The sequence below is a fragment of the Bacillus sp. NTK074B genome (assembly GCF_017303375.1).
In the GTDB taxonomy this organism is placed as follows: domain Bacteria; phylum Bacillota; class Bacilli; order Bacillales; family Bacillaceae_B; genus Rossellomorea.
This window is the reverse complement of the sequence record NZ_JAFKOH010000006.1, coordinates 13,234-27,343: the sequence shown is the minus strand read 5'-3', so window position 1 is coordinate 27,343 and position 14,110 is coordinate 13,234. Positions and strand designations below refer to the sequence as shown.

At 43.6% G+C, this 14,110-nt stretch carries 18 protein-coding genes; 13 read left to right on the top strand and 5 right to left on the bottom strand.

The window, feature by feature from the left end; all coding sequences use genetic code 11:
- Positions 1 to 20 precede the first annotated feature (20 nt).
- Entirely contained in the window at positions 21 to 434 is a 414-nt protein-coding gene (locus JI667_RS11340; protein WP_206853270.1) for a hypothetical protein, read from the top strand.
- 41 nt (positions 435 to 475) lie between these two features.
- On the opposite strand, the gene JI667_RS11335 is transcribed toward JI667_RS11340, so the two are convergent.
- On the bottom strand, positions 476 to 1,147 hold the full coding sequence (locus JI667_RS11335) for an SDR family NAD(P)-dependent oxidoreductase (RefSeq protein WP_206853266.1): 672 nt from the start codon (positions 1,145 to 1,147) through the stop codon (positions 476 to 478).
- A gap of 352 nt (positions 1,148 to 1,499) precedes the next feature.
- Here JI667_RS11335 and JI667_RS11330 point away from each other — a divergent pair, with 352 nt between their 5' ends.
- Complete coding sequence (locus JI667_RS11330) at positions 1,500 to 1,826, top strand: YfhH family protein (protein WP_060673394.1); 327 nt, start codon at positions 1,500 to 1,502, stop codon at positions 1,824 to 1,826.
- 37 nt (positions 1,827 to 1,863) lie between these two features.
- Here JI667_RS11330 and JI667_RS11325 read toward each other — a convergent pair whose 3' ends face one another.
- Positions 1,864 to 2,022, bottom strand: coding sequence for a YpzG family protein (locus JI667_RS11325; protein WP_082051311.1), 159 nt, complete (start codon positions 2,020 to 2,022; stop codon positions 1,864 to 1,866).
- Between the two features lie 31 nt (positions 2,023 to 2,053).
- Entirely contained in the window at positions 2,054 to 2,218 is a 165-nt protein-coding gene (locus JI667_RS11320; protein ID WP_034762570.1) for a small, acid-soluble spore protein K, read from the bottom strand.
- Between the two features lie 151 nt (positions 2,219 to 2,369).
- Here JI667_RS11320 and JI667_RS11315 point away from each other — a divergent pair, with 151 nt between their 5' ends.
- On the top strand, positions 2,370 to 2,645 hold the full coding sequence (locus JI667_RS11315; protein WP_206853264.1) for a YfhJ family protein: 276 nt from the start codon (positions 2,370 to 2,372) through the stop codon (positions 2,643 to 2,645).
- 43 nt (positions 2,646 to 2,688) lie between these two features.
- Here the strand turns inward: JI667_RS11315 and JI667_RS11310 are convergent, their stop codons facing one another.
- The gene (locus JI667_RS11310; protein WP_206853261.1) at positions 2,689 to 3,675 is read right to left on the bottom strand and encodes a metal-dependent hydrolase; all 987 of its coding nucleotides are present in this window, start codon (positions 3,673 to 3,675) and stop codon (positions 2,689 to 2,691) included.
- A gap of 86 nt (positions 3,676 to 3,761) precedes the next feature.
- On the opposite strand from JI667_RS11310, the gene JI667_RS11305 reads away from it, so the two are divergent.
- Positions 3,762 to 4,070 carry a hypothetical protein gene (locus tag JI667_RS11305; protein WP_206853259.1) on the top strand — a complete coding sequence of 103 codons (309 nt, stop codon included), beginning with the start codon at positions 3,762 to 3,764 and terminating at the stop codon, positions 4,068 to 4,070.
- A 52-nt stretch (positions 4,071 to 4,122) separates the two neighbouring features.
- Positions 4,123 to 5,226, top strand: a complete 1,104-nt coding sequence (gene mutY, locus JI667_RS11300) for an A/G-specific adenine glycosylase (protein ID WP_414635236.1) — start codon at positions 4,123 to 4,125, stop codon at positions 5,224 to 5,226.
- Between the two features lie 42 nt (positions 5,227 to 5,268).
- Here mutY and JI667_RS11295 read toward each other — a convergent pair whose 3' ends face one another.
- Positions 5,269 to 5,493, bottom strand: coding sequence for a hypothetical protein (locus JI667_RS11295; RefSeq protein WP_206853255.1), 225 nt, complete (start codon positions 5,491 to 5,493; stop codon positions 5,269 to 5,271).
- 105 nt (positions 5,494 to 5,598) lie between these two features.
- On the opposite strand from JI667_RS11295, the gene fabL reads away from it, so the two are divergent.
- The 8 genes from fabL to JI667_RS11255 all read left to right on the top strand — a co-directional run bounded on the left by fabL (position 5,599) and on the right by JI667_RS11255 (position 13,832).
- On the top strand, positions 5,599 to 6,342 hold the full coding sequence (gene fabL / locus JI667_RS11290) for an enoyl-[acyl-carrier-protein] reductase FabL (RefSeq protein ID WP_206853253.1): 744 nt from the start codon (positions 5,599 to 5,601) through the stop codon (positions 6,340 to 6,342).
- 76 nt (positions 6,343 to 6,418) lie between these two features.
- Positions 6,419 to 6,625 (top strand): gamma-type small acid-soluble spore protein, encoded by a 207-nt coding sequence (locus tag JI667_RS11285; protein WP_034762583.1) that lies wholly within the window; start codon positions 6,419 to 6,421, stop codon positions 6,623 to 6,625.
- Between the two features lie 369 nt (positions 6,626 to 6,994).
- Positions 6,995 to 7,255 (top strand): YgaB family protein, encoded by a 261-nt coding sequence (locus JI667_RS11280; protein ID WP_206854417.1) that lies wholly within the window; start codon positions 6,995 to 6,997, stop codon positions 7,253 to 7,255.
- Positions 7,256 to 7,459: 204 nt separating this feature from the next.
- Complete coding sequence (ntdP, locus tag JI667_RS11275; protein ID WP_098441923.1) at positions 7,460 to 7,990, top strand: nucleoside tri-diphosphate phosphatase; 531 nt, start codon at positions 7,460 to 7,462, stop codon at positions 7,988 to 7,990.
- 166 nt (positions 7,991 to 8,156) lie between these two features.
- On the top strand, positions 8,157 to 9,905 hold the full coding sequence (locus JI667_RS11270) for an ABC transporter ATP-binding protein (RefSeq protein WP_206853251.1): 1,749 nt from the start codon (positions 8,157 to 8,159) through the stop codon (positions 9,903 to 9,905).
- Positions 9,906 to 10,210: 305 nt separating this feature from the next.
- Positions 10,211 to 11,227: an ABC transporter ATP-binding protein gene (locus JI667_RS11265; protein WP_206853248.1), complete on the top strand. Its 1,017-nt coding sequence runs from the start codon at positions 10,211 to 10,213 to the stop codon at positions 11,225 to 11,227.
- Complete coding sequence (locus JI667_RS11260; RefSeq protein WP_206853246.1) at positions 11,202 to 12,167, top strand: ABC transporter ATP-binding protein; 966 nt, start codon at positions 11,202 to 11,204, stop codon at positions 12,165 to 12,167. Before JI667_RS11265 ends, JI667_RS11260 begins: the two co-directional genes overlap by 26 nt.
- 75 nt (positions 12,168 to 12,242) lie before the next feature.
- The gene (locus tag JI667_RS11255) at positions 12,243 to 13,832 is read left to right on the top strand and encodes an ABC transporter substrate-binding protein (protein ID WP_206854414.1); all 1,590 of its coding nucleotides are present in this window, start codon (positions 12,243 to 12,245) and stop codon (positions 13,830 to 13,832) included.
- Positions 13,833 to 14,110 lie beyond the last annotated feature (278 nt).

Genomic DNA, 14,110 nt, shown 5'->3' with positions numbered 1-14,110 from the left:
GTACGGAAAGGGGGAGTTCGGTGGAGGTATTTGCTCTTCTGTTCGTTATTGTCACGCTGCCACTTATTATAGGAACTAGTAGGAAATTCAAGATTTACACTGGTGGAATAGTAATGGGGATTGCCCTTATATTTCTCATTGGTGAATTGATTATTAAAGTGCAAACAGACTTCTTTTCAATAGGCAGGCAGGAGTGGCACAACCAGGGGTATGCTGAGGATATGGGGAAATGGGTCGTACCATTTTTCCTTATTGGAGTGGCAATCTTCATGATCCTGGTCAATATCAGGATGATACAGCAGTTTCTAAAAAGAAAAGATGTCATCCGTTGGGTATGGATTGCCTTCGTAGTGGTCATTGATGTCTTTGCATTGCTTTTAGTTCCAATGCTTTTATTTTTTGTGGCCTTTTTGTTCTTTCCTTTTGCTCCTTAAATCAAGGCAGCTTTCGTATATCGAAAGCTGCCTTTTGAGGTTTATTTTTTTGACTCGATGACGATTTCATCTTTTTCCTGGTAATCATTTACGATCATCTCCGCCACTTCTCTGGGAGAACGAAGCCGTGAAGGATCGCTAATATGGTCGCTATTGTCCCAGAACGGAGTATTCATACCACCCATATAGGCATTAACGATACGAAGACCGGTCCCTTCATATTCTTTTTGCAGGCTTTCCCCGAACCCTCTTAGTGCGAACTTACTTGCGACATACAAGGACTCATTTTTCTTACCTCTAAGGCCAGCTGTAGAAATGATATTAATGATGGTGCTATCCTGCTCCAGTTGAGGTAGTATGGCTTTTGTTAACCGTATTGGTCCGAGGGCATTGGTCTCGAACATGGTTACTAATTCATCGTCAGTTGACTCGTTGAAGGGACCGAAGAAGCCAACGCCGGCGTTATGTATAAGTAATGAAATATGACGGTTTGTAAAGTGTTGCTCAAGGAATTTTTTAATCTCAACCTTTGAGCGAATATCCAATGTGGCAAATGATGCTTCGCCGCCCTCATGTTTAATTTCAGCAGATGCTTCTTTCAACGTGTCTTCAGATCGTCCCACCAAAAAGATTTGAAAGCCTTGTTTGCTGAGAATTTTGCCTAATTCTTTCCCGAGGCCGGAGCCTCCGCCTGTTATGATGGCTGTTTTCATGTTGAATTCATCCTTTCTTATGCTTGTCGCCTCTGGGCAAAGCCCCTCCGCTTTTCTTATTGTCCAGCTCCGGGGCTTAGAGGCTCGAGGTCATAAGTCAAGTAAACCAAAAAGGCAAAGAGCGCCTTTCCAGTTTACTCGCCTTATGCTTGTCGCCTCTGGGCAAAGCCCCTCCGCTTTTCTTATTGTCCAGCTCCGGGGCTAGCCCCTCGAGGTCATAAGCCGTAATGGCCAAAAAGGCAAAGAGCGCCTTTTCAGCCATCCCGTCTTATGCTTGTCGGGTCTGACCAGCCGCTTGCGCTTTTCTTATTGTATCATTTTATCTATACTACTATTAGTAGAGGTGATGAGAATGGAACAAGAGAGAAGATATAGTGAGATGACGGAGCATGAGTTGAGGCAGGAGATTGCTTCGTTGAAAGAGAAGGCCAGAAAGGCTGAGCAGTTGGGGATTGTGAATGAGTTTGCCGTACTGGAGCGAAAAGCCCTTATGGCTCAGGCTTATTTGATGAATCCTGATGCTTATAAGCCTGGCGGGATTTATGGAATTGAAGGCGATCCCGGCACTTATTTTAAGATTGACTACTTGAATGGAGTATTCGCCTGGGGTTACAGACTGGGTGGAGACGGCAAAGAAGAAGCTTTACCCATTTCCCTTTTAGCAGCAGAAAAGAAATAAAGAAGAGGTCCGTCATTAGGGACGGACCTCTGAAGATCTAGGAACGCTTACGTGTCTGGTTTTCCAGAATGATTAAGTCTTGAGTCTGTGTCGTCTGTCCATTTGCCTGGGAATGGGCATGCTTCGGATTGTAGAATGCCTTGTTAAATGGACTGCTGTACTTGTTTCGGTAAAAGTTGTTTTTCATGTTTGCCATCGTGACTACCCCCTAATCAAATTTCACTGTATTAAAGTGAGTCGTGATCTCGCTGTCCAGAAGATTTCATGCGTTCTTGAGGATGGGTATTGATGGTGCCATTAGCCCTTTTAGATGCATATTCCGCTTTTGCTCTCGGTTCACCTTCGAATTTATTATTGTTCATATTGGGGAACCCTGTCGATTTATTTCGCATAATGTGCCTCCTAAAAGGTGAAATTTACTGACTCATACCGTGAAGAAGCAAAGATTCACAACTAAGCTTAACCACGTATCTTTAGTATGGGTGAAATGGTCGACATTATCATAAAAGCACGAACTAAATATTTGGAAAAGGAGGAGACAAAATGGAGTCAACATTCCACGAATTAACACAATTGTTGATTGAGAAAAATAATAAACTTTCCTATGAGAAAGCGAGAACATGGATTGAACTTGTCTGGGAGGATTTCGAAGCGACATACGCCAAAGCAGGTTACGATTATAAGGGAAAAGCAGTGACGGAGAAAGTCGTTCGCCAATGGGTCAACACATACGGTGAACAAATCCATGAGTTTGCTGCCCAAAACCCTAAATACAAGCACCTGATCGACGATAAAGAAGATGATGGCTTAATACATTAACGTGATGAGGGACGGACCTTTTAAAGGTCCGTCCCTCACTGTTTTAATCAATTAAAATGTCGATGTCCACTTTTGAACGGAGTTTTTCTTCGCTGAAAACCCACCCTGTGTAGGAGCTGACGATGTTCAGGTTTTTGTCGAGCTGCACAAGGGCAACGAATGGGTAATGGCCATTATTTCGATACCGGAGGTCGATAAAACGGACTTCATAATGGTCATCGTACTCATCCAATTCCCAACGGTAAACCGGGGAAAAGGAAAGGAATGCTGCCAGATTTTTATCTTTCCTGGCGGCATCGATGATTGGGTTTTTTGGGATCGGCACCCGTTCAAATTTATCAAAAATCGTGATCGACCTTCTATAGGCCCTGGCTACGTAGTAATGGTCGCTTGTGACAACGGCCAGACGCCATTGGAAAAACCGGATCGTCGGTGAAACGATGATTTTCTCTGCTTCGGGAACCCTGCGTTTCACGGCATTTTTTACGGCCTTTTGAACCTGAAATCTCAACACATAATAGGCGAAAATCACAATGTACATGATCAAAAAGGTTATTCCAGGAGGTAGTCCGACTCCCCATAGGATTAAACCGACAATATGAATCCCGAAAATAATCGGGTCAAACGTGTTGATGACCCCTAAAGCGACCCATTTCGACGAGATCGGCCTGATGGCCTGTGTCCCATATGCGTTGAAAATGTCGACAAATACATGGAGGAATACGGCTACAAATGTCCAAATCCATAAGTGAAGCAAATCTGCACCAGGAATAAAAGGATAAAGACAGGCGACAATCAGCAGCGGCCAGAGAATAACCGCCGGTATACTATGTGTGATCCCGCGGTGGTGACGAATATAAACCGCATTATTGCGAAGTTTCAAGATGGTATCAATATCGGGTATTTGAGAGCCGATGACTGCTGCAATCAATACGCTTTGAGAAGTAGCGGCGCTCTCGGCAACAACGGGATCCAGTGTTGCCAATCCCCCGAGAGCGAAGCCCATGACGATATGAGTGCCTGTATCCAAAAAAAGTCCTCCCTTGGCTCGCATTTCTAAGATTTGTTTATGACGTATCATGGTGAACATGATATGGTTAAAAGGAGATTATTTCAATGAAGAACACCTTACACATTTACTTGGAATATGAAATAAAACAGCATTTAAAGCCTCGGTATAAGCAAATTATGACCAGCATCGCAGAGACATTACCACAATATGATGCTTTTGATATCAGTTGGGAGAAGGCTGAAGACGCTTCCAACCGCTATATCGAAACCTTCGTTGTCCCGACCGAATCTCATTTTCATGTGTTAAAACGTTTACGAAAATCCCGTCGTCATTTATTATTTGGATTACTGGACGAATGTATTTGTGGTGGTGTAAAAGAAATTAACCTTGTCTGTTTAAAAACAGAGCATTAATTATTTATTCCCTAATCAATGTAACATTTAACATCCTGGAGGTACAAAATTGATAGAAGATTCATTGAAACATTTACAGACCATCAATCGTGAGGAATTTCAAACAGATCTCATCACCTGGTTTTCAAGAGAACAACGCGATCTTCCGTGGAGGAAGGATCAGGACCCCTATAAAGTGTGGGTATCTGAAATCATGCTTCAACAAACAAGGGTGGATACGGTCATACCTTATTTTAACCGATTCATTGAAAAGTTTCCCACAATAGATGCTCTTGCCTTTGCGGATGAAGAGGACGTCCTGAAAGCATGGGAAGGCCTTGGTTATTACTCAAGAGTTAGGAATTTGCAGACTGCGGTTAAAGAAGTGAATGAAAAGTATGAAGGAATCGTGCCAGATACCCCAAAAGAAATTACTTCTTTAAAAGGGGTGGGGCCCTACACAGCGGGGGCTATTCTTAGCATCGCCTACAGTAAACCCGAACCTGCTGTAGATGGAAATGTAATGCGGGTTTTTTCACGGATCCTCTCCATATGGCTTGATATTGCCAAGCCCTCATCCAGAAAGGTGTTTGAAGAAGCTGTAAGGAACCTGATTTCTCATGAAAATCCATCTTATTTCAATCAGGCTTTAATGGAACTGGGGGCTTTGATTTGTACCCCAACATCACCCTCATGTCTCCTCTGTCCTGTACGGGAACACTGTCAGGCTTTTGAAGAAGGGGTGCAAACCGAACTCCCCATCAAATCGAAGAAAAAATCAGCCCGAAAGCTTAACATGGCTGCAGCCGTGCTTTTTACTGAAGATGAAAGAGTCGTGATTCACAAACGCCCTGGAAAAGGATTGCTCGCTAACTTATGGGAATTCCCTAATTTTGAGATTGGAAATTCAGGCAGTGGTCGGAAGCAATTGCTTGATCTTATGGAAGAAAGGTATAAAGTGGATTGTTCGTTAAAGCCGGGGGTTGTCACAAAGATTCAGCACATATTCTCTCACATCGTATGGGATATTGAAGTATATGCCGGATCGATTGACAGCAACACTCTCCAGGGCAGTGGCCTAGTGGCTGTTACACCAGATGAGATGGAGAAGTATGCCTTTCCGGTTTCACATCAGAAAATTTGGAATGAAACCGGAGAAGGGATTTTACAGAACTAGACAGGAGCAGCGGGTCCCGCTGCTCCTGTCGTCATTTCAACTTTAGTCGTAACTGATCTTCGTCCCATGGGTGTAATCGGCTTCGCCACGCTTCAATCCTCCACGGTTTTCAATTTCTTCGACAATTTCCCGGTGAATCGATTGTCCTTCTGCATTCAAATAAGGTACTATTTGTTGTAGTGAGTGGTGAAAGAAAGCAAGTTCGCTTTTCTTCCATTCGTCTTTTGAAATCATTGAAAGCTCTGTCATATCTCTGCCTACATACATAACTCATTCCTCCAATTAACTGATATGTTCTTATTAGTTTGCATGTTCAGAGCCTCTTTATGCCCTGGACCAATTGGAAAATGAAATTTGAAAGGATGAAGAAACATGAGTCAAAAAGTAGCGTTAGTAACAGGAAGCAGCCGCGGTCTTGGAAGGGAAATTGCCGTACAGCTTGCAGAAAAAGGATACGATATCGTCGTCAATTATGCCCGAAGTAAAAAAGGTGCCCTCGAGACGGCTGAACAAGTTGAAAAGCTTGGCCGTAAAGCATTTGTTGTTCGCGCAAATGTCGGTGACGTGGATAAGATCAAATCCATGTTTGAACAGATTAAAGAAGAATTCGGCCGCCTGGATGTATTGGTAAGTAATGCGGCTTCCGGAGTATTGAGACCTGTCATGGAGCTTGAAGAGTCTCATTGGGACTGGACGATGAATATTAACAGTAAAGCATTATTATTCTGCGCCCAGGAAGCGGCTAAATTGATGGATAAAGGAGGGCGCATCGTAAGCATAAGTTCTTTGGGATCGATCCGTTATTTGGATAATTACACGACAGTGGGTGTTTCTAAAGCTGCCGTTGAAGCATTGACCCGCTATCTTGCGGTTGAGCTTGCGCCTCGTGATATTATCGTAAATGCCGTTTCCGGTGGTGCAATCGATACAGATGCACTCAAGCATTTCCCTAACCGTGAAGAGCTTCTGGAAGATGCCCGCAGCAAAACTCCAGCAGGACGCATGGTCGAAATCGATGACCTTGTGAAGTCTGTCATGTTCCTCGTTTCAGACGATTCTTCTATGATCAGGGGACAAACGATCATCGTGGACGGTGGTCGTTCACTTCTCGTTTGATGGAATGTTTTTCCTGAAATTAATGGAATAGTGAAATCCACGCTTGGTTATCTTAATAAGCGTGGAGGTGATTACAATGGCAAAACAACCAAACAAAACTCAATCTGGTACAAGCGTTCAACACGTGAAACAACAAAACGCTCAAGCTGGACAAGCTCAGCAACAACAATACGGTACTGAGTTCGCTTCAGAAACAACTGCTGCTCAACACGTGAAGCAACAAAACCAACAAGCAGAAGCTAACAAAGCGAAAGCTTCTGGTAAATACGGTCAACAACAATAATTTCATTGTTTTGATGGAAAAAGCACCCATTCAGTTGGGTGCTTTTTCATTTTTGTTTCATTCACGGGCTTTAAAGCATATTCAATGGATTATAAGTACCTTCTTGTCAGTGAAATGCCCCTTTTGAAGATATCCTAAAGTGGGGGATTGCGTCATTATGATTGATGATTGCGTCGTTTTCATTTTTGTTGCGTTATTCTGGTCGTGAATTGCGTCCATTAACATATATTGGAATAACTAAACTGGCGCCCCGGCTTTTGCCGTTCACATCGACAAAACTTTCACGATTATGACAGAAAAAGTCAAAGGGTTTGTGCACATAAAGAAGAATGTGTTAGGAGAGCTTGTTTAGAGGAGTTGGTTGAAGTGATGCAGCAGCGTTTTAATGAGTTGGTTACCGTGCAGTTGGAGACGATGGATAAGTTGTTATATCTTCAGTCCGAGATTGAACGTTGTCAGGAACTGGAGGAAGAATTGATTGCGCTTCAGGAGATGACAAAGGTTGAATCGATACAAAAAGAAATCCATGCTAAAAAGAAGGAACTCAGGGAAATACAGAAAACCTTTCAAGAGCAGACCGATGAAGTGATTCGCTCCTATCAAAAAGAACAAAGCGGCGTTACATCGTAATCTTCAGAAATCATCGTGCTGTTCGGCAGAAGATTTCTTATATTTCCATAATCACCTCCCCATTTTGGAGCTATTCCGGGCCATTCTTAAAGGATATTTTCTTTAAGAATAGCCCTTTTGTTTTAAATTTTCTGAGGAAACGTTATAATGATAAAATAGACAAGTATATATAAAGGTAATTTTGACATGAAAGAAGGGGATACGATGGCGGTTCCCACTGAAGGAAAATCTGTACAAATACATAGCTTCAAGCATGATGGAAATATTCACCGCATTTGGAATGAGACGACGATCCTGAAAGGGACGACGAATCAGATCATCGGTGGAAATGACCGGACGATGGTGACGGAGTCAGACGGAAGGACGTGGATGACCCGTGAACCGGCCATCTGCTATTTTCATTCTGAGCTATGGTTTAACATTATTTGTATGATTCGTGAGGACGGTATTTATTATTATTGTAATTTAAGCTCACCATTTGTATATGATCATGAGGCAATCAAGTATATCGATTACGACTTGGATATCAAAGTGTTTCCGGATATGACATATACACTGCTCGATGAAGATGAGTATGAAGCTCATCGGAAACTATACGGTTATCCTGATGTGATCGATCACATCCTGAAGCGGAATGTTGATAAACTTGTCCGTTGGATCAGACAAAGGAAAGGGCCGTTTGCCCCGGACTTTATTGACATTTGGTACGAGCGTTATCTGACGCACAGGGGATAGCAGAGATTCACAAAATTGTATAGGTGTCGCAGGGCTGACCCGGTAAGGAGCAACCTTCTCCTGATCGATTATTCGATCAGGAGGAGCTGCAGTGCTTCTTTCAGTAAAGGGTCACCCCTTTTTATTGGGCAAACTAAACACATACAACTAAGAAAGGAGTAATCGCTTGGATAGTATCAAAAGGTACCTTCAGTTTGTCAAACCGTATAAGTGGCAAATCATAGGTACATTAATCATAGGTATCATAAAATTCACAATCCCTTTGCTGATCCCTGTTTTAATCAAATATGTCATCGATGATATAGTGGGGGCCAAAGGGTTATCGGCCGATGAGAAGACAAGTCAGTTACTCATGATCATGGGGATCATGCTCGTACTGTTCCTTCTCGTCAGGCCTCCGGTGGAATATTACAGGCAGTATTTTGCACAATGGACGGGAAACAAGATCCTGTATGACTTGAGGGACTATTTATTCTCTCATATCCAGCGGCTCAGCTTTAAGTATTATTCGAATACAAGGGCAGGAGAAGTCATTTCAAGGGTCATCAATGATGTAGAGCAAACAAAGAATTTCGTCATCACCGGACTGATGAATTTATGGCTCGATGCAGCCACCATCGTGATTGCACTGTCCATCATGTTCACAATGGATGTATCCCTGACCCTGGTGTCTCTCATTGCTTTCCCATTTTACGCTTTCTCTGTCCGTTATTTCTTCGGCAGGCTCAGGGGCTTGACGAGGGATAGATCCCAGGCACTTGCTGAGGTGCAAAGCCACCTGCACGAACGGGTTCAGGGGATGGCTGTCATTAAGAGCTTTGCTGTGGAAGATTATGAACAAAAGCAATTCCAGGAGCAGAATCATAATTTCCTTTCTAAAGCGTTAAAGCAGACAAGCTGGAATGCAAAGGCGTTTGCGGTAGTCAACACCATCACGGATATTTCACCCTTGATCATCATCGGATATGCTGGTCTGCAGGTAATTGAAAAAGATCTTACGATTGGTACGATGGCAGCATTCATTGCCTATATCGACCGTCTGTACGGGCCACTCAGACGACTGGTGAACTCTTCAACAACACTGACTCAATCCATTGCTTCCATGGACCGCGTTTTTGAATTCATGGACGAGAAATATGATATCGATGATGAACCAGGAGCTATTCCATGTAATGATGTCCGAGGAAATATTCAATTCAAAAACGTTTCCTTCCGATATGAATCAGAAGAAGACAGAGTACTGCGAGACCTCAATCTGGATATCAGAACGGGTGAAACCGTCGCTCTGGTCGGGATGAGCGGAGGAGGGAAATCTTCCTTCGTCAGTTTGATTCCGCGCTTCTATGATGTGACAGAAGGTGAAATCCTTCTGGATGGAACGGATCTCAGGAAATTTCAAGTGCGATCTTTACGTGACAATATCGGTATGGTTCTTCAAGATAATATACTCTTCAGTGAGTCGGTCAAAATGAATATTAAGTTCGGTAATCCCGAAGCGACGGATGAGGAGGTCATTGAAGCAGCGAAAGCGGCAAATGCCCACGACTTCATCATGAAATTACCTCAAGGGTATGACACCCGCGTGGGAGAACGTGGAGTGAAGTTATCAGGCGGCCAGAAACAGAGGGTTGCGATTGCAAGGGTATTTCTTAAGAATCCACCGATCCTTATCCTGGATGAAGCAACATCTGCCCTTGATTTGGAAAGTGAACATCTCATCCAGGAATCCCTTGAAATCCTGGCAAAGGATCGAACGACCTTTATTGTGGCCCATCGTCTATCAACCATCACTCATGCGGACAGGATCATACACATGGAGCACGGTGAAGTCGTCGAAATGGGAACACATGAAGAATTGATGGCAAGAGAAGGCCACTACTACAAACTCTTTCAAGTACAACAACTTGACCAATAAGAATGAAAGTCATGACTTATCACCATTACTGTGATAAAAGTCATGACTTTTTTGTTGATTAAAAGATCATATCAAACTTATTTCAGGGCTGTTGTGAATAAAGAAGGACTTAATTACTTTATATAGAAGGAATGAACCGGGTAATTGGACATATATTGAATTGGAAAGGAAATATTGAATTTATGTAGAAAAATTCTGAAAATAGATTGCAACATTTGTAACATCTTGTATAATAAGAAACATATAAAATTTAGAAAATATGAACTATTACGAAAAGATAGAAAGTTACGAAGAGGAGGATTTGAATGACAGAACAGCGTCCTTTACTAAAAGTGGAAGATTTAAGGACCTCCTTTTTTACTGATGATGGAGAAGTTCCGGCAGTCGATGGAGTCAGTTTTCATGTGAATGAAGGGGAGGTGCTCGGGATCGTGGGGGAAAGTGGATGTGGAAAGAGTGTGACTTCCCTGTCCATTATGGGTCTTGTACCAAAACCACCCGGGAAAATAGTAGGTGGAAAGATTCTTTATAAAGATGAAGATCTGACACAGGCGTCTGAAAAGCGGATGAGAGATATCAGGGGAAATGATATAGCGATGATCTTCCAGGAACCGATGACATCGTTAAACCCTGTTTTTACCATAGGTGATCAATTAACCGAAGCAATACGAATACATACAAACGTTGGAAAGAAACAAGCAAGGGATAAGGCAGTAGACATTATGAAAATGGTCGGCCTGCCGAGGGCGGATGAATTGATCAAGGAATATCCACACCAATTATCCGGAGGAATGAGGCAAAGGGTCATGATCGCCATGGCAATGGTTTGCGACCCGCGTGTCCTGATTGCAGATGAGCCGACAACCGCACTTGATGTGACAATCCAGGCCCAAATATTAAAATTAATGAAGCGATTAAATAAAGAGTTGAACACTGCGGTCCTCCTGATCACACATGACTTAGGGGTGGTCGCTGAAACGTGTGAACGCGTCGTCGTGATGTACTCAGGAAAGGTTGTGGAAGAGGGAACTGTCGAAGAAATCTTCAAAAATCCCCAACATCCTTACACGAAGGGACTGATACAGTCCGTTCCCGATATGCGTATCAAACAACAGCGCTTGCATTCGATCCAGGGGAATGTGCCTAAACCCGGATCCATCAAGACCGGGTGCCGGTTTGCAGCGCGCTGTGATTCTGCATTCGATCGCTGTTTAGTCGAAACACCTGAATTATATGAAACATCACAAGGACATTGCACACGATGCTTCCTGTTCGATGAAGTGGAGGAGGGAGTTTATGACAGAACCATTGCTAAAGGTTGAGAATCTTAAGAAACACTTCCCGATTACCGGGGGAATCCTTGGACGACCTGTCAGTTCCGTGAAAGCGGTGGACGGGGTTTCCTTTACCGTGAATAAAGGGGAGACCCTTGGAATCGTTGGAGAAAGTGGCTGTGGAAAGTCGACGACGGGCAGGATGCTCATGAGACTCATCGATCCATCAGAAGGAAAGGTCACATTCGAGGACCGGGAGCTTACGAGTCTATCAAACTCGGAAATGAGGAAGATACGCAGGGAAATGCAGATGGTCTTCCAGGATCCCTTTGCATCCTTGAATCCGAGGCATACAGTGGAGAAGATTCTCGAAGAACCACTCAAGGTTCATGGAATGGGCTCTGCCAAGGAGAGAAAAGAGAGGGTGCATGAACTCCTAAATATCGTCGGGTTAAGCAGTTATCATGCCAAACGTTACCCACATCAGTTCAGTGGAGGTCAAAGGCAGCGCATCGGTATTGCAAGGGCACTTATGACGAAGCCGAAGCTTATCATTGCCGATGAACCGGTATCTGCACTGGATGTATCCATACAATCCCAAGTGCTTAATCTGATGCAGGATTTACAGAAAGAGTTCGGACTCACCTATATCTTCATCGCGCATGATCTCGGTGTAGTCAGACATATCAGTGACCGGGTGGGAGTGATGTATCTCGGGAAAATGGTAGAGCTCAGTAACAGTGAGAATCTCTATGAAAAGCCGCTCCACCCATACACCCAGGCACTCCTTTCGGCGGTTCCGGTACCGGATCCGGATTTCAAGAGGGAAACCATCCTTTTACAGGGGGATATCCCGAGTCCGTCGAATCCGCCGAGTGGATGCACGTTCCATACCAGATGTCCACATGCAACGGAGATTTGTAAACAGAAAATTCCGGAATTCAAGGAACACCAACCAGGGCATTATGTAGCTTGTCACCTTTACTAGGCCGGCAAGTCTCATAAGTATATAAACATTATTCAGGAGGGGATTTAGTTGAGAAAAAAGAGCTGGTCAATTTTAATGCTGCTCATCCTGCTCGTATCATCCGTGCTATACGGATGTGGAGGAGATGAAAAATCTTCAGGTGACGGCGGCAACAGCGGAGATAAGGGAGATCCTAAAGTACTGATCTTTGGTCGCGGGGGAGACTCTGTAGGACTTGACCCAGGAACAGTAACGGATGGTGAATCATTTAAAGTAACAAAAAATATTTTTGAAACACTTATTGATTTCGGAGAGCAGGATACGGAAGTGAACCCTGCATTGGCAAAAGAATGGAAAGTATCCGATGATGGTTTAACCTATACGTTCATGCTACGAGATGGAGTGAAATTTCAAGATGGCACTGATTTCAACGCAGATGCCGTTGTGAAGAACTTCGAGCGCTGGATGAACGGGAATGCAGATCAATTTCCTTATTACGGCTCCATGTTTGGCGGTTTCAAAGGGGATGAAGGTCATGTGATCAAAGAAGTGAAAGCAGCTGATGATATGACTGTTGAATTCACGCTAAAACGTCCACAAGCACCATTCCTGAAGAACATTGCCATGAGCCCTTTCGCAATCGTAAGTCCTAAGGCAATTGATGAATTGGGAGACAAGCTTGCTGAAACTCCGACTGATGCAGGAACTGGTCCTTTCAAATTTGTTGAGTGGAAGCGAAATGACAAAATCGTCATTGAAAAGAACGAAGACTACTGGAACAAAGACTTACCAAAACTAGATCAAATCGTATTCAAATCGATTCCTGAAAACTCAGCTCGTCTGAATGCACTGATTTCGGGTGAAATCGATCTTGCAGATGGTATCAACCCAAGTGATGCAAGTAAAGTCGAAGGCGATGACAACCTGCAATTATTCGAACGTCCATCTATGAACGTTGGATACTTAGGTTTAACATCTACCCGCAAGCCTTTCGATGATCCTAAAGTACGTCAGGCGATCAACTATGCGATCAATAAGCAGGAAATCATTGATGCTTTCTTCGAAGGAAAAGCTGAAATGGCGAAAAACCCGATGCCTCCGGTAATCGGCGGTTACAATGACGATATTGAGGGTTATGAGTACAACCCTGAAAAAGCGAAGGAACTTCTTGCTGAAGCAGGGAAGAAAGACGGCTTTGAAATGGAGCTATGGGCTATGCCTGTTCCTCGTCCATATATGCCGGATGGCCAAAAAGTAGCTGAAGCCATTCAAGCAGATCTTGCTGAAGTCGGAATTAAAGCCAAAATCGTTTCTTACGAGTGGGCTACTTACCTTGAAAAAGCGAAAAATGGGGAAGCTGACGCATTCCTACTTGGTTGGACAGGTGACAATGGAGACGCTGATAACTTCCTATATGTCCTTCTTGACGAAGACAATATCGGAAGCAACAACTACTCTTACTACAAAAACGATGAAGTACACAAAATCCTGATCGATGCTCAAACAGAAGTAGATCAAGGAAAACGTGAAGAGCTTTACAAGAAAGCCCAGGAAATCATCCATGAGGATGCTCCGTGGGTGCCACTTGCTCACTCTACACCACTACTTGCCGGAAGTGCAGCTCTTAAAAACTTCAAGCCACATCCAACCGGTTCCGACTGGTTAGGCGCAGTGGACATGGAGTAATAAGCAACAAACCAAAGGGGAGACATCTACGATTTCTCCCCTTTGTACATAGAAAAGCGGAGCCGACTGTTCAGCCCCGACAAGCATTTCCGAGGAAGCAGATGAGGGCGTTCTTTGCCCTCAACTGCTTGATTGGAAATGACCTCGAGGGGCTAGGAGGCGGAGCTGGACAGATAGAAAAGCGGAGGGGCTTTGCCCAGAGGCGACAAGCATTTCGAACAAATAACTAATAATATCCACAATGCAATTTTATTATATTAATACTAGTTAATCAGAAT